Source organism: Bradyrhizobium sp. SZCCHNR1002 (genome assembly GCF_032381435.1).
GTDB classification, from domain to species: domain Bacteria; phylum Pseudomonadota; class Alphaproteobacteria; order Rhizobiales; family Xanthobacteraceae; genus Bradyrhizobium; species Bradyrhizobium aeschynomenes.
Window position 1 is genome coordinate 1 of the sequence record NZ_JAUHIS010000001.1, and the last position, 15,695, is coordinate 15,695.

Annotated in this window: 13 protein-coding genes and 2 pseudogenes; 11 read left to right on the forward strand and 4 right to left on the reverse strand. The window is 65.8% G+C overall.

The window, feature by feature from the left end:
• The first annotated feature begins 93 nt into the window (after nucleotides 1-93).
• The 3 genes and pseudogenes from tnpA to tnpC all read left to right on the forward strand — a co-directional run.
• Entirely contained in the window at nucleotides 94-459 is a 366-nt protein-coding gene (gene tnpA / locus QX108_RS00005) for an IS66-like element accessory protein TnpA (RefSeq protein ID WP_315785157.1), read from the forward strand.
• Entirely contained in the window at nucleotides 456-806 is a 351-nt protein-coding gene (gene tnpB / locus QX108_RS00010) for an IS66 family insertion sequence element accessory protein TnpB (RefSeq protein WP_315785153.1), read from the forward strand. The genes tnpA and tnpB overlap by 4 nt, the downstream gene beginning before the upstream one ends.
• A 41-nt stretch (nucleotides 807-847) precedes the next feature.
• Nucleotides 848-1,720, forward strand: a pseudogene (tnpC, locus tag QX108_RS00015) (IS66 family transposase); the annotation flags it as partial.
• Nucleotides 1,721-1,722: 2 nt separating this feature from the next.
• Here the strand turns inward: tnpC and istB are convergent.
• The 4 genes and pseudogenes from istB to QX108_RS00035 form a co-directional block, all read right to left on the reverse strand.
• Nucleotides 1,723-2,589, reverse strand: a complete 867-nt coding sequence (gene istB, locus QX108_RS00020; protein ID WP_315785150.1) for an IS21-like element helper ATPase IstB — start codon at nucleotides 2,587-2,589, stop codon at nucleotides 1,723-1,725.
• Nucleotides 2,589-4,089, reverse strand: a pseudogene (gene istA / locus QX108_RS00025) (IS21 family transposase). Before istA ends, istB begins: the two are co-directional and overlap by 1 nt.
• A gap of 551 nt (nucleotides 4,090-4,640) precedes the next feature.
• Nucleotides 4,641-4,961 (reverse strand): hypothetical protein, encoded by a 321-nt coding sequence (locus QX108_RS00030; protein ID WP_315785147.1) that lies wholly within the window; start codon nucleotides 4,959-4,961, stop codon nucleotides 4,641-4,643.
• 80 nt (nucleotides 4,962-5,041) lie between these two features.
• Nucleotides 5,042-6,001, reverse strand: coding sequence for a LysR family transcriptional regulator (locus tag QX108_RS00035; RefSeq protein ID WP_315785144.1), 960 nt, complete (start codon nucleotides 5,999-6,001; stop codon nucleotides 5,042-5,044).
• 108 nt (nucleotides 6,002-6,109) lie between these two features.
• Between QX108_RS00035 and QX108_RS00040 the strand changes: the two genes are divergently transcribed.
• From QX108_RS00040 to QX108_RS00075, 8 genes are all read left to right on the forward strand, one after another.
• The gene (locus tag QX108_RS00040) at nucleotides 6,110-6,991 is read left to right on the forward strand and encodes an NAD(P)-dependent oxidoreductase (RefSeq protein WP_315785142.1); all 882 of its coding nucleotides are present in this window, start codon (nucleotides 6,110-6,112) and stop codon (nucleotides 6,989-6,991) included.
• 10 nt (nucleotides 6,992-7,001) lie between these two features.
• Nucleotides 7,002-8,531, forward strand: coding sequence for an aldehyde dehydrogenase family protein (locus QX108_RS00045; RefSeq protein ID WP_315785139.1), 1,530 nt, complete (start codon nucleotides 7,002-7,004; stop codon nucleotides 8,529-8,531).
• 110 nt (nucleotides 8,532-8,641) lie between these two features.
• Nucleotides 8,642-9,598, forward strand: coding sequence for an N-carbamoyl-D-amino-acid hydrolase (locus tag QX108_RS00050; protein ID WP_315719535.1), 957 nt, complete (start codon nucleotides 8,642-8,644; stop codon nucleotides 9,596-9,598).
• 305 nt (nucleotides 9,599-9,903) lie between these two features.
• The gene (locus tag QX108_RS00055; RefSeq protein ID WP_315785134.1) at nucleotides 9,904-11,508 is read left to right on the forward strand and encodes an ABC transporter substrate-binding protein; all 1,605 of its coding nucleotides are present in this window, start codon (nucleotides 9,904-9,906) and stop codon (nucleotides 11,506-11,508) included.
• A 14-nt stretch (nucleotides 11,509-11,522) separates the two neighbouring features.
• Entirely contained in the window at nucleotides 11,523-12,464 is a 942-nt protein-coding gene (locus tag QX108_RS00060; RefSeq protein ID WP_315785131.1) for an ABC transporter permease, read from the forward strand.
• Nucleotides 12,461-13,378 carry an ABC transporter permease gene (locus tag QX108_RS00065; RefSeq protein WP_315785128.1) on the forward strand — a complete coding sequence of 306 codons (918 nt, stop codon included), beginning with the start codon at nucleotides 12,461-12,463 and terminating at the stop codon, nucleotides 13,376-13,378. Before QX108_RS00060 ends, QX108_RS00065 begins: the two co-directional genes overlap by 4 nt.
• A 277-nt stretch (nucleotides 13,379-13,655) precedes the next feature.
• Nucleotides 13,656-14,645: an ABC transporter ATP-binding protein gene (locus QX108_RS00070; RefSeq protein WP_315785125.1), complete on the forward strand. Its 990-nt coding sequence runs from the start codon at nucleotides 13,656-13,658 to the stop codon at nucleotides 14,643-14,645.
• Entirely contained in the window at nucleotides 14,642-15,616 is a 975-nt protein-coding gene (locus QX108_RS00075) for an oligopeptide/dipeptide ABC transporter ATP-binding protein (RefSeq protein WP_315785121.1), read from the forward strand. Before QX108_RS00070 ends, QX108_RS00075 begins: the two co-directional genes overlap by 4 nt.
• Nucleotides 15,617-15,695 lie beyond the last annotated feature (79 nt).

The window sequence follows — 15,695 nt, forward strand, 5'->3', positions numbered from 1 at the left end:
CCCCCCCCCAAATCACCTAAGGGGAGTGAATCACCGTCCGTCAGCTAACGGAATCCATTTATGAGTACAGAACCTAGTCCTGGAGCTAGTCCTATGGCCAAAGCGGAAGTGGAAGTGATCACGTCGGAGCGGCGACGGCGGCATTGGTCGCGGGCTGACAAGGAGCGTGTCGTCGCGGCGGCGTTGCAGCCGGGCACGACGATCCTGGGCGTGGCGCGAGCGTTCGGTGTGCATTCCAGCCAGGTGTTCCGCTGGCGCCAGCAGCTGTGTGGCAAGGAGGCGTCGCCGCCCCGCTTTGCCGCGGTGGCGATCGCCGCCAATCCGCACGCGGCAACAGCCTGCACGCAGGGGCTGATCGAGGTCGAGATCGGGACTGAGGCCAAGATCCGGATCAGCGGCGCGGCGGATGCCGCGACGGTGACGGCGGTGATCACGGCGCTTCGGGCAGGCTCGCGATGACGATCCCGATTCCCTCCGGGACCCAGGTCTGGCTGGCGACCGGCCATACCGACATGCGCAAGGGCTTCGACGGCCTGGCGCTGCTGGTGCAGGAGACGCTGAAGCGCGATCCGCATGGCGGTCATCTGTTCGTGTTCCGCGGCCGCAGCGGCGGCCTGATCAAGGTGCTGTGGCACGACGGCCAGGGGATGTGCCTGTTCGCCAAGCGGCTGGAGCGCGGCCGCTTCATCTGGCCAAAGCCTATGGACGGAGCGGTGACGATCACGCCGGCCCAGCTCGGCTATCTGCTTGAAGGCATCGACTGGCGGCATCCGAAGCGGACGTGGCGCCCGGAAGCTGTTGGTTGAGCGCTCGAACGTAACGGCACTGATGCGTGCCGGGCGGAGCTGTGATTCCATCCCTGTCGATGATCACAGCCGATTCGCTCCCCGATGATGTCGCGACGCTGAAGGCGCTGGTGCTCGCCGGCCAGGCGGCGCAGCTTGCAGCGGAATCCAAGGCGCGCAATCTCGAAGCCGAGGTCCGCGCCCGCACGCTGCTGATCGAACAGATGAAGTTCACGATCGCCAAGCTCAAGCACCAGCAATATGGACCGTCGTCGGAGCGCGCCTCGGTGCTCGAACAGCTCAAGCTTGACCTCGCCGATCTCGAGGAGGATGCGTCGGAGGCCGAAGCCGAGGCGCATCTGGCAGCCGAACGCGCCAAGGCCGCGAAGATAGGCGTGCAGCCATTCGAGCGGCGGCGTCCGGCGCGGCGGCCGCTGCCCGAAGACCTGCCGCGGGAGCGCATCGTGCATCCGGCGCCGACCAATTGCTCATGTTGCGGCGGCGACAGGCTGCGCAAGATCGGCGAGGACGTGACCGAGACGCTGGAGCTCGTGCCGCGGCAGTGGAAGGTGATCCAGCATGTGCGTGAGAAGTTCTCCTGCCGCGCCTGCGAGGCGATCACGCAGCCGCCGGCACCGTTCCATCCGATCTCACGCGGACGTGCCGGACCGCGTTTGCTGGCGCATATCCTGTTCGCCAAATACGGGCTGCATTTGCCGCTCAACCGGCAGAGCACGACGTATGCGCATGAGGGCATCGCGCTCGATGTCTCCACACTCGCGGACTGGGTCGGCGCGGCGGCTGCGACCTTGATGCCGCTGGTCGAGGCGATCAAGGCGCATGTCCTCGCTGCCGAGCGCATCCGTGCCGACGACACCACCGTGCCGGTTCTGGCCAACGGCAAGACGCGCACCGGGCGCGTCTGGACCTATGTCTGTCAACCGGCGTTCAAAATTGACCCCGGATCGGCGTCCAACTTTGACCCCCTGGTGCCACGAGTCCTGGCGGTAGCGCTCGCGGCGTTGGAGCTGGTCGGGGTTGCGGAGACGCCGCGAGCGCGGGTTGGGATATGATCGTCGTCGCGGCTCTTGTAGCGCCAGCTGTCGTTGCCGGTTTCGATGATGTCGCAGTGGTGGGTGAGGCGGTCCAGCAGTGCGGTCGTCATCTTGGCATCGGTGAAGACAGTCGGCCATTCGCCGAACGACAGGTTCGTGGTGACGATCACCGAGGTGCGCTCGTAGAGGCGGCTGATCAGGTGGAACAGCAGCTGGCCGCCGGACTGGGCGAATGGCAGATAGCCGAGCTCGTCGAGAACGACGAAGTCCATGCGGGTCAGGTGGTCGGCGAGCCGGCCTTGCCGACCATTGCGAGCCTCGGATTCCAGCCGGTTGACGAGGTCGACGACGTTGAAGAAGCGGCCGCGGGCACCGGCACGGATGCAACTGCGGGCGATGGCGATGGCCAGATGCGTCTTTCCGGTCCCGGTGCCGCCGATCAGGACGGCGTTACGCTGCTGAGCAAGGAAGCTCCCACCGGCGAGATCGCGCACCAGAGCTGCATTGATCGGCGTGCCCTCGAACTGGAAGTCGCCGAGATCCTTGGCCAGCGGCAGCTTGGCGATGGTGAGCTGGTATTTGATCGAGCGGGCCTGCTTCTCGCTAATCTCGGCCGTCAGCAGATCGCCGATGATGCGCTGGGGTTCATGCTGACGCTTGACGGCATTGGCCATGATCTCGTCGAAGGCAGCCTTCATGCCATGGAGTTCGAGCTCAGCCATGAGATCGAAGAGTTCGGATCGTTCCATCAGACGGTTCTCCTGAGGTTGTCGTAACGGGCGCAATCGGCGACCGGGGGCGTGGCGAAGGGTCAGTGCGGCGGGCGTGAAGATGGAGGGAGGCGGTTCCGGATCGCGCCGGCGCGCCAGGATGTTGAGGATGACGTCGGCGGAGTGGACGCCCTCGGCGATCGCCTCGGTGCAGGCAGCCTCGACCGCCGGCAGGCCATCGGTCAGCACGGCGGTGAGGATATCGACCATCTGCCGGCCGCCATCGTCGACACTGGCAAGCCTGCGCCGCACGCGCTCCATCGCAGCCGGCAGCACCCAGTCCTTGAAGGGCGCACCGTTGCGCAGGGCTCCGGGCTTGCGGGCAAGCACCGGGACGTAGTGCCAGGGGTCGTAGAGCGTCTCGCCTCGGCCGAACGCGCGGCTGTGCTCAGCGACGATCCTGCCGTCCTGGCGGATGACGATGCGGTCTGCATAGGCATGCACCTCGACCGGGCGGCCGACGGCGCTCGCCGTCACCGAGTATTTGTTGTTGTCGAAGCGGACCAGGCAGGTCTTCGAGACCGAGGCCGGCACCGCATGGAAGCCGTCGAACTGTCCGGCATAGGGGACGAGCTTGGGGCGTTCGGCCTCGAACACCTCCCAGATCGTCTGCTCCGCCAACTCGGGATGGCGATGCGCCTTGGCGTAGGCGATACACTTGTCGAGCAGCCAGGCGTTCAGCTCGTCGTAACTCCTGAACCGCAGCCGGGGCGTGAAGAAGCGCTCGCGGACCAGGCCGACCTGGTTCTCGACCTGGCCCTTCTCCCAGCCGGAAGCGGGCGTGCAGGCGACTGGCTCGACCAGATGATGGCTGCACATCTGCAGGAAGCGGCGATTGTATTGTCGGTCCTTGCCGACGAACACCGTCTCGACCGCGGTCTTCATGTTGTCGTAGATGCCGCGACGGCAGGCGCCCTTGAACAAGGCGAACGCCCGGTCGTGAGCGTCGAACACCATCTCCTGCGACTCGCGCGGATAGGCGCGGACGAACAGCATCCGGCTGTGACAGAGCCGGACATGGGCGACCTTCACGGTCACCGTCACCCCGTTCAACAGAACGATCTCGTGGCTCCAGTCGAACTGGTAGGCCTCACCCGGCGCAAAGCTCAACGGCACATAGGCCGCCGCCGTGGCCTCACCGTGTTCCTTGGCCCAGCGCCTGGCGTAGCGCCGCACCGCATCATAGCTGCCGTCATAGCCTTGGCCGCGCAGCTCCTCGAAGATCCGGATCAGCGTCAGCTGTTCGCGTGACGCCTTCGCCGCGTTGGCCGACAACAATCGCTCGAGCTCGTTCGTCCATTGCCCAAGCTTCGGCCGGGGCTGCACCACCCGCTCGTACTCGAATGATGTCTCGCCCGACCGCAGCACCTTGCGGACGGTGTTCCGCGAGACATTGAGGTCACGGGCAATCTCCTTGATCGTCTTGCCCTTGACGAAGTGCTCGCGCCTGATGCGCGCAATTGTCTCCACAACCAGCATCCCCCTGACCACCCGCTTCAACCCGAAGCGGGCAGCCTGCTACGGCCAACAATCGGGAGGTCAATTTTGGACGCCGATCCCCCAGTCTAGGGGGTCAAATTTGCACGCCGGATAACAGGAGCAGCAGTCTGCTGATTCGTGGCTTCCCAGGCTTCCGGCATTTGGGCGGAGCTGCAGGCAGAGGGTGATATCGGTGCATGTTCTTGGGGTAAAATAGACGACCGCAAAAGCCTTTGTTGGTCCGGTAAACTAGCAGCACCTGCTAACCCTTAGGACGGGGCGAGCCACCGTTCTGGCAAAATTGACCGCTCGCCGATCGGGAGATCGGATGCGAGTGTGGACTTGACCCTTTAAGTTCGGACATGCTGGAAAAGTCGTAGCGCTTCAATCTTGCTCCGAGCGGCATTTTGTCCGAATGCGCCTTGGAAGTATTCAGGGGCCGACACCCTTCCAAGCTGAATACGAGGGTTCGATTCCCTTCACCCGCTCCAGCCTTCACCCGTTCCAGACCGTCCAGCCAACTAGATGGCGCCGACTCTGCTGGAGACCGGTCAATCGCAATAGATCTGATTGCCGATCCGCCGGCATGACCTGCCATCGCTGAAGGTGGTGGTGTTCCCGATCGTCTGCGAGGATGTGCCGTCGCTGTAGTAAGTGTGACTGCCGATCTGCTGCGAGCTCGTCCCGTCACTGTTGTAGGTGAAGCGTCCGACCTGCTGCGACGAGGTGCCATCGCTCCAATAGGTGTTGTTGCCGATGCGCTGCCCGGACATGCCACCGTCGCACACGACCTGATTGCCGATGACTTGGCAGGTCTCAGCCTGGACTGCGGTCGCTGCCAGCAGGAAGGCGATCGTAAGGACGTGGCGCATGACGGTGTCTCCTGGCGTTGCGATATCCAACCGCAACCAATACGCTAGTGCAATAGAGAGCAATCGGGAACGTCAGGCCGTCATCGCGCGGCGGCGCCGATGCCGGGCCTGCGTGCTGCTGCGCCGCCCTTGAACGCCTTCATCTGACCGCTGAGGAAGCGCAGCAGATGACTTGCCGCATGTGGCAGCTCGCGGCCGCGCCGGGTGATGACGCAGGCCTCGCTCGAGGACAGCAGGCGGCTGTCGACCGGCATCGCAGCGAGCGAGCCGTCGGCGAGATCGGCGGCAATGGAGAACGCGGGGAGCAGCGTCAGGCCGAGGCCACTCTTGACGAAGTGACGGAGCACGTTGATCGAGCTGGTCGTGAGCTTCGGCGCCAGGGCGATGTGCTCGGCGGCTTCTGCCAGCGCGACGATCTGGCGGGTGCCGTAGCTTGGATGCATCAGGCCGAGCGGATGGTCGGCGAGCTCGCGCAGGCGCAAGGGGCGGCCGAGCCGCACCAGCGGATGATCCGGCGGCGTGATCGCGCACAGCGGCTGGCGGCTCGCCGTGGCGATCCGGATGCGCGGATCGGCTGAGGGATTGAACACCAGGCCGATGTGATAGCGATCCTCGGCCACCGCGTTGACGACCTCGTTGGTGCCGGCGAGATCGAACGCCATGGTCAGATCGGGATGGCGCTGCCAGAACCGGCCGAGCGGGCCGGACATCAGGTCGCTCACGAAGCCTTCGCCGAGCACGATGTCGACATGGCCGCGCTTGAGGCCCACAAGCTCGCGCAGTTTCGCAACCGTGTCGGCCTGGTCGGCCTGCCAGTGCCGGAAGCGCTCGACCAGCAGCGCGCCAGCTTCGGTGGCGCGGATGCCGCGGCTCAGCCGCTCCACCAAGGTCAGCCCGAGCTCCTTTTCCAGCAGCGCGATCTGGCGGCTGATCACCGAGGCGTTGATGTCGAGCGCTTCGGCGGCGGCGCGAACGGAGCCGAGCCGGAGGGCTTCGTAGAGGTAGTGCAGTCGGTGGTGGTCGAGCAGGGGCGAGGTCACGGCAGATCCGAAGCGTTGACTTCAGGTCAACATTAGCGTGGCAGGCCGCTGATGTCTGCCGCAAAACGCGGCTGTTACGTTTCCGGGGCAATCGGAACAGGAGGCGACGTGACCGCGGTCGGCATCATCGGACTTGGCAACATGGGACGCGGCATGGCGCTGACGCTCAAGGGCGCGGGCTTTGCCGTCACCGGCTACGACGCAGCCGAGGCGACGCGCACGGCGCTGGCCGCCGAGGGAATTGCGCTCGCGGACGGCATCGGCGCGATCGTCGCCGCCGCCGACATCGTCATTCTGTCGCTGCCCACCGCCGAGATCGTGGAGCGCGTCGTGGAGGGGGCTGGCGGCATCCTCACGCATGGCCGCGCCGGTGTGGTCATCGTCGATACGTCCACCTCCCATCCCGAGACCTCGCGCCGGCTGGCGGAGCTGCTCAAGGCGCGCGGCATGGGCTTCGTCGATGCGCCGGTCAGCGGCGGACCGAAGGGCGCCGCGACCGGCACCATGACCATGGTGATCGGCGCCGAAGACGAGGATCTCGCGCGCGTGCTGCCGGTGCTGGAGCGCATGAGCGCCAAGCGCGTGCATGTCGGCGGCGTCGGCGCTGGCAATGTCGCCAAGATCGTCAACAATCTGCTGTGCGCCGCGCATCTGCTGACCGCAGCCGAGGCGCTGCGTATCGCTGAGGCCGCCGGCGTCGATGCCTTCAGGCTGCTCGAAGGGGTGAATGCCGGCTCGGGCCGCTCGGGTGTCACGCTGGTCAACGTGCCCAATTGGATCCTCAACGGCGCGTTCGATTCCGGCTTCACCATGCAGCTGATGCGCAAGGACGTCAGGCTCGCGGCGCAGTTCATCGGCGAGCTCGGCCTCGCGCTGCCCATCGCCACCGACACCGCGCGGATCTGGGCCGACAGCGCCGCCCGTATCGCCGATGGCGAGGACTTCAACCGCATCGTCGAGCTGCAGCTCGGCCCGATCTCGAAGCCGTGAGAGTGCAGCCATGACCCATTTCATCGATCCCCGCCTGCGCACAGCCGCGCTGCCTTTCTGGCCGCAGTTCGAGATCATCGGGTCGCATGTCGGCGGCACGTTCGTCATCGGCACCGGCGCGACCGTTACCGTGAACGATCCCGCGACCGGCAAGGTGCTGTTCAGCTATGCCGATGCCGGCGCCGATGTCGCAGCCATGACGGCGCAGGCCGCGGTGGCCGGGCAGGCGGAGTGGGCGAAGTTCACGGCTGCGGGCCGCGGCCGCATCATGCAGGCCATCGCGCGGGCGATCCTCGCCCACGCCGAGCCGCTCGCGCAGCTCGAAGCACTCGCCGCCGGCAAGCCGATCCGCGACACAAGGGGCGAGGTCGCCAAGGTCGCGGAGATGTTCGAGTACTATGCGGGGTGGGCCGACAAATTCCACGGCGACGTCATCCCGGTGCCGTCGAGCCATCTCAACTACACGCGCCGCGAGCCGATGGGCGTCGTGCTGCAGATCACGCCGTGGAATGCGCCGATCTTCACCGCCGGCTGGCAGATCGCGCCCGCGATCAGCATGGGCAATGCAGTGCTGCTCAAGCCGTCCGAGCTGACGCCGCTGACGTCCCTGGTGCTCGCGGTGATCGCCGAGGGCGCGGGGCTGCCGAACGGCGTCGTCAACGTGCTCGCCGGCTTCGGCCACACCACGGGGCAGGCGGCGCTGGAGCAGCCCGCTGTAAAGAAGGTCGTGTTCGTCGGCTCGGTGCCGACGGGCCGCCTGATCGGCGAGGCCGCGGCGCGGCGGCTGGTGCCGTCGGTGCTCGAGCTCGGCGGCAAGTCCGCCAACATCGTGTTCGCCGATGCGGATCTCGAACGCGCTGCGATCGGCGCGCAGGCCGCGATCTTCGGCGGCGCCGGCCAGAGCTGCGTCGCCGGTTCGCGTCTCCTGGTGCAGAGCGCAGTGTATGACCGCTTCGTCGATCTCGTGGCCCAAGGCGCAGCCAAGATCAAATGCGGCGATCCGCTGTCGGCGGAGACCGAGATTGGCCCGATCAACAACGCCAGGCAATATGATCACGTACTGTCGCTCATCCGTGAGGGGGCGGCGGAGGGCGCCGAGATCGTCGCCGGCAGCAATGGTGAGCGCGCGGACAGCGGCTATTACGTCAAGCCGACCGTGCTGAAGAACGTCACCAACGCGATGGGCATCGCGCGCAGGGAGGTGTTCGGCCCCGTGGTCGCGGCGATCCGCTTCGAGACCGAGGCGGAGGCGATCGCGATCGCCAATGACAGCGAGTTCGGTCTTGCCGGCGCGGTGTGGACGAAGGACGTCGCGCGCGCGCATCGCGTTGCAGCGAGCGTGAAGGCCGGCACGTTCTGGATCAACTCCTACAAGACGATCAACGTCGCCTCGCCCTTCGGTGGCTACAACAACAGCGGCCATGGCCGCTCCTCCGGCGTCGAGGCGCTGTACGAATATACGCAGGTGAAGAGCGTGTGGGTCGAGACCGCGGCCGAGCCGGCGATCGCTTTCGGCTACGCGCCTGGCGTTCGTGAATGAGACGATGTCGTGAATGAGGTGCTTGCGCCGACGAGGCTGCATGGCATGATCGGTGCAAGAACTGCGCGCCCACGGAACGACGAGCCAGTTCCGAAATAAGGAACATAATCATGCCGCGCTTCGTCAACGTCGCCATTGGTCAACTCGGCCCGATCGCCAGGAGCGAGTCACGGACCGCGGTGGTTGCGCGGTTGATCGCCCTGATGCGCCAGGCCCACGCCAATGGCTGCGATCTCATCGTCTATCCCGAGCTCGCGCTCACGACCTTCTTCCCGCGCTGGTACATGGCCGATCAGGCGGAGATCGATTGCTATTTCGAGCGCGAGATGCCGGGGCCGGAAACGCAGGCCTTGTTCGCGCTCGCGAAGGAGCTGCGCATCGGATTTTGCCTCGGCTATGCGGAGCTGACCGTCGAAGACGGCATCGTGCACCGCTACAACACCGCCATCCTCGTCGACAAGGACGCGCGCATCGTCTCGAAATACCGCAAGGTGCATCTGCCGGGTCATGCCGAGCACGAGCCGTGGCGCAAGTTCCAGCATCTGGAAAAGCGCTACTTCGAGCCCGGCAAGAGTTTCGGCGTGGCCGATGCGTTCGGCGGCGTCCTCGGCATGGCGATCTGCAACGATCGCCGCTGGCCGGAGACCTATCGCGTGATGGGGCTGCAGGGCGTCGAGATGGTGCTGATCGGCTACAACACGCCGGTGCACAATCCGCCGGCGCCGGAGCATGACGACCTCTCGCTGTTCCACAACCGCCTCGTGATGCAGTCCGGTGCCTATCAGAACGGCACCTGGGTGATCGGTGTCGCCAAGGGCGGCATCGAGGAGGGCATCGACCACATCGCCGGCAGCTGCATCATCGCGCCGTCGGGCGAGATCGTCGCGGCCTGCGCCACCAAGGGCGACGAGATCGCTTTGGCGCGCTGCGACCTCGATCTGTGCAAGTCCTATAAGCAGACGATCTTCAATTTCGACGTCCATCGCCAGCCGCAGGCCTATGGGATGATCGTCGAACGCAAAGGCGAAAGGCTGATGGCCGATGGATCGCCGGTGAAGAAGCAGTGATGCAAGGCCGAGACCCCTCCACGAGTCATTCCGGGGCATCGCGCAGCGATGAGCCCGGAATCCATAGCCACAGGCAGATGTGCGGGGCACGCAGGCAGTGACATCTCGCTCCTCCAACGCCCGCCTGTGGCTATGGATTCCGGGCTCGCGCGGCCGCGCGGCCCGCCCCGGAATGACGGGAGGAGAGAGTGGGCCTTGCGTCCCATGCCTCATTTGCGTTCAAATGAATGCACGCGACGCGCATGGCATGGGCCTTGCTTACAATTTCGGCAATTGAACTCAGGCACGTTGCATCAGGAGAGAACATGGATCGCAGAACGGTATTGAAGGGATTGGCGGGCACCGGTGGTCTGGCGCTGACCGGTGGGTTTGCGGCGCCGGCGATCGCGCAGGGCGCATCCGCGCGCACCTTGCGCTTCGTTCCGCAGGCCAATCTCGCCAATTTCGATCCGATCTGGGGCACGCAATATGTCGTGCGCAACGCAGCGGCGATGGTGTGGGACACGCTGTACGGCATCGACGATCAGTTCGTGCCGCAGCGCCAGATGGTGGAGTCCGAAGAGGTCTCGTCCGACGGCCTGACCTGGACCTTCAAGCTGCGCTCCGGCCTGAAATTCCATGACGGCGAGCCGGTGCTCGCCAAGGACGTCGTGGCCAGCCTCACGCGCTGGTCGGCGCGCGACCCGATGGGCCTGATGCTCAAGGCGATCCAGAACGAGCTGACCGCGGTCGACGACAAGACCTTCAAATGGGTCTTGAAGCAGCCTTATCCAAAGATGCTGTTCGCGCTCGGCAAGGGCAATGCGCCCTGCGCCTTCATCATGCCCGAGCGCATCGCGCAGACCGATCCGTTCAAGCAGATGTCCGAATATGTCGGCTCCGGCCCGTTCAAATTCGTCAAGGGCGAATGGGTGCCGGGCGCCAAGGCGGTGTTCGAGAAGTTCACCGACTACGTGCCGCGCCAGGAGAAGCCGGTGTGGCTTGCCGGCGGCAAGCAGGTGCTGGTCGATCGCGTCGAATGGGTGATCATGCCGGACCCCGCGACCGCGGCCGCCGCGCTGCAGAACGGCGAGGTCGACTGGTGGGAGAACCCGATCACCGATCTCGTCCCGGTGCTGAAGGGCAACAAGAACATCGGCGTCGACATCGGCGATCCCCTGGGCAATGTCGGCGCGTTCCGCATCAACCATCTGCATGCGCCGTTCAACAATGTGAAGGCGCGGCAGGCCATCCTGATGGCGATGAGCCAGGAAGACTACATGCGCGCGCTCGTCGGCGACGACAATTCGCTGTGGAAGCCGCTGCCTGGCGTGTTCACGCCCGGCACGCCGCTCTACACCGAGGAAGGCGGCGACATCCTCAAGGGCAAGCGCGACATCGCCGCCGCTAAGAAGCTCTTGGAAGAGGCCGGCTACAAGGGCGAGCCGATCACCTGCGTGGTGGCTCAGGACCAGCCGATCACCAAGGCGTTCGGCGACGTCACCGCGGATCTCTTGAAGAAGCTCGGCATGAATGTCGATTTCGTCGCCACCGATTGGGGCACGGTCGGTGCTCGCCGCGCGCTGAAGACGCCGCCTGCGCAGGGCGGCTGGCACATGTTCCACACCTGGCATGCCGGTGCTGATTGCATCAACCCGGCCGCCTACAACGCGCTGCGTGCCAACGGCGACAAGGCGTGGTTCGGCTGGCCGACCAGCGAGAAGGTCGAGACGGAGATCACCAACTGGTTCAACGCCAAGTCGCTCGACGAGGAGAAGGTGATCGCCGGCAAGATCAACAAGGCGGCGATCGACGACGTGGTGTTCGCGCCGACCGGCTTCTTCCTCGGCTACACCGCGTGGCGCAAGAACGTCTCCGGCGTGACCAAGGGGCCGATCCCGCTGTTCTGGGGCGTGTCGAAGACCGCATAAGGCGCTGAACTCACATGCTCGCTTATGCGCTCCGACGCGTGCTGTCGACCTTGCCGGTGATGGCGATCGTCGCGCTGTTCGTCTTCAGCCTGCTGTACATCGCGCCGGGCGATCCGGCCGTTGTCATCGCCGGTGATCAGGCGAGCCCGGCCGACGTCGAGCGCATCCGCGCCAATCTCGGACTGGACCAGCCCTTCCTGGTCCAGTTCGGCAGCTGGGTGTGGCGCTTGCTGCACTTCGATCTGGGCACCTCGATCTTCACCAACCTTCCGGTGGCCTCGATGATCGCCCAGCGCATCGAGCCGACCTTGTCGCTGATGATGGTGACCCTGTTCCTCACCGTCATCATCGCCGTGCCGCTCGGCGTGATCGCGGCGTGGAAGGCGGGCACATGGATCGACCGCGTGATCATGGCCTTCGCCGTGTTCGGCTTCTCGGTGCCGGTGTTCGTCGTCGGCTACATCCTCGCTTATGTGTTCGCGCTGAAATTCGACCTGCTGCCGGTGCAGGGCTACACGCCATTGTCGCAAGGGTTCTGGCCGTGGCTGCAGAACCTGATCCTGCCCGCGGTCGCGCTCGGCTGCGTCTACATCGCGCTGATCGCGCGCATCACCCGCGCCGCGATGCTCGAGGTGCTGCAGCAGGACTACATTCGCACCGCGCGCGCGAAGGGGCTGGGGCAGGGCGGCATCCTGTTCATCCACGCGCTGAAGAACGCCGCGGTGCCGATCGTCACCGTTGTCGGCATCGGCATCGCGCTTCTGATCGGCGGCGCCGTCGTCACCGAGAGCGTGTTCGCGATCCCGGGGTTGGGCCGCCTCACCATCGATGCCATCCTGCGCCGCGACTATCCTGTCATTCAGGGCATCGTGCTGCTGTTCAGCTTCGTCTACGTGCTCGTCAATCTCCTGATCGACATCACCTACACCCTGGTCGACCCGAGGATCCGCTATTGACCGCCACGACCACAACCTCTCCACCGCCGGGCCTCGTCGTCGCGCCTCGTCTGCCCGATCTGATGGCGGCCCCGAAGATCCGGCGCGGCGCCGTCGGCTTCCTGCGTAACCATCCGACGGTCGCGATCGGCGGCGCGCTCTTGCTCGTGCTCGTGATCATCGGCGTGTTCGCGCCGTTCCTGTTCACCGTCGATCCGACCGCGATCGCGCCGGCCAAGCGCACGCGGTTGCCGTCGGCGGATTTCTGGTTCGGCACCGACGCGCTGGGACGCGACATCTATTCGCGCGTGCTGTACGGCACCCGCGTCTCGCTCACGGTCGGCCTCTCGGTCGCTCTGGCGGCCTCGCTGATCGGGCTCGCGATCGGCCTCGTCGCCGGCTTCCTGCGCTGGGCCGACGGCGTGCTGATGCGCTGCATGGACGGGCTGATGTCGATTCCGCCGATCCTGCTCGCGGTGGCGCTGATGGCGCTGACCCGCGGCAGCGTCGGCAACGTCATCCTCGCCATCACCATCGCCGAGATCCCGCGCGTCGCGCGCCTCGTGCGCGGCGTGGTGCTGAGCTTGCGCGAGCAGCCTTACGTTGACGGCGCCGTCGCGTCGGGCACGCGCACGCCGATGGTGATCCTGCGCCACATCCTACCGAACACCACGGCGCCGATGCTGGTGCAGGCCACCTACATCTGCGCCAGCGCCATGATCACCGAGGCGATCCTGTCCTTCATCGGCGCCGGCACGCCGCCGACCATTCCGTCTTGGGGCAACATCATGGCCGAGGGCCGCGCGCTGTGGCAGGTCAAGCCCTACATCGTGTTCTTCCCGGCCGCGTTCCTGTCGATCACGGTGCTGGCCGTGAACCTCGTCGGCGACGGATTGCGTGACGCGCTCGATCCGCGCATGGCGAAGTCACCATGAGCGGGGTGATGTCAAAATTTGACGGCCGAGTTGGGGCCTCGCCCTTCGAGACGCTCGCCTCCGGCGAGCTCCTCAGGGTGAGGGGTGGGAGCGTGCGCTGTGGGGACCCTGATCATGACAACGCTGCAGCGCCGATCTCGGACCCCGACCCTCATGGTGAGGAGCGCCGCGCCGAGTTGCCCTTGATCGCGGGCAGTTGCAATGCGCGGCGCGTCTCGAACCATGAGGCCCCACTGTCACCGCATGCGGCCTCACGCCACGGCCCGGAGCTGAACTGATGCCGCTGCTCGAGGTCGAGAATCTCCAGGTCCATTTCCGCACGCCGACCGGCATCAACCGCGCCGTCGACGGCGTGTCGTTCCACGTCAACCCTGGCGAGACGCTCGCCATCGTCGGCGAATCCGGCTGCGGCAAGTCGGTCACGTCGATGTCGATGATGCGACTGATCCCGGAGCCGCCCGGCAAGATCGCGGGCTCGATCAAGCTTGAGGGCAGGGACATCCTCACGCTCTCCGACCGCGAGATGCGGAGCTTGCGCGGCAACGACATCTCGATGATCTTCCAGGAGCCGATGACGAGCCTCAATCCCGTGCTGACCGTCGGCCGCCAGATCGGCGAGACGCTGCGGCTGCATCAGGGGCTCGACCAGGCGCAAGCCGAGGCCCGCGCCGTGGAGATGCTGACCTTGGTCGGCATCCCCGAGCCGGCGCGCCGCGTGCGCGAATATCCGCACCAGCTCTCGGGCGGCATGCGCCAGCGCGTGATGATCGCGATGGCGCTGGCCTGCAATCCCAAGCTCCTGATCGCGGACGAGCCGACGACAGCGCTCGACGTCACCATCCAGGCGCAGATCCTCAAGCTGATGCTCGAACTGAAGCAGCGCGTGGGTGCCGCGATCATCCTGATCACCCACGATCTCGGCGTCGTCGCCGAGGTCGCCGAGCGGGTGATGGTGATGTATGCGGGCCGCAAGGTCGAGGAAGCGCCGGTGAAAGAGCTGTTCCGCTCGCCGCGCCATCCCTACACGCAGGGCCTGCTCGGCGCGCTGCCGAAGCTCGGCTCCTCGCTGTCGGGCGAGACCAAGCGCCTTGCCGAAATCCCCGGCCAGGTGCCGGACCTCAAGCAGCGCATCGACGGCTGCGTTTTCGCCGGCCGCTGCGCGCTCGCGACCGACCTTTGCCGCCAATACGCGCCGGGGCTGGAGCAGAAGGCCGCGCATCACATCGCCGCCTGTCATTTCGCCTTGAAGGAGCAGGCTGCCGCATGACCATGCCGCTGCTCCAGGTCAACGACCTCAAGAAGCACTTCCCGATCTCGGGCGGCCTGTTCGGTCGCACCAAGAGCAAGGTGCACGCGGTCGACGGCGTGTCGTTCGAGATCGCGCGCGGCGAGACGTTGTCGCTGGTCGGCGAATCCGGCTGCGGCAAGTCCACCGTCGGCCGCGCGATTCTACGGCTGTTCGACATCACCGGCGGCCAGATCGTGCTCGACGGCCAACGTATCGACGATCTCGGCCCGCACCGGCTGCGCGAGATGCGCCGCCGCGTCCAGGTCGTGTTCCAGGACCCGTTCTCCAGCCTCAATCCGCGCATGCGGATTCGCGACATCCTCGCCGAGCCGATCAACAATTTCGGCCTCGCCAAGGACAAGGCCGAGCTCGACGCGCGCATCAAGGAGTTGATGGAGATCGTCCGCCTGCCGCGTGACGCGGTGAACCGCCGTCCGCACGAATTCTCCGGCGGCCAGCGCCAGCGCATCGGCATTGCCCGCGCGCTCGCCGCCAAGCCCGACCTCATCGTCTGCGACGAGGCGGTCTCCGCGCTCGACGTCTCCGTCAAGGCGCAGATCGTCAACCTGCTGCAAGATTTGCAGCGCGAGTTCGGCCTCGCGCTGCTGTTCATCAGCCACGACCTCGCCATCGTCGAGCACATGACGCACCGCGTCGCCGTGATGTATCTCGGCAAGATCGTCGAGATGGCGCCGAGGCGGCAGATCTTTGCCTCGCCCGGCCATCCCTACACCAAGGCGCTGCTGTCGGCCGTGCCCGTCCCGGAGCCCGGTGCCGAGCGCACGCCCATCATCCTCAAGGGCGACGTGCCGAGCCCGGTCAACCCGCCCAAAGGCTGCCGCTTCAACACGCGCTGCCCCCTGGCCTTCGACCGCTGCCGCAGCGAAGTGCCGGAGCTCAGGCTCAAGGGCGAGGACCAGTGGGTGGCGTGTCATTTGGAGAATGCGTAAGCTTGTGCAATGCTACTATCTGGGTCTGAATCGCAATGACTTTTCTTCAAGGCGCTTTTGTTAGAAGTCGATTCCCTAT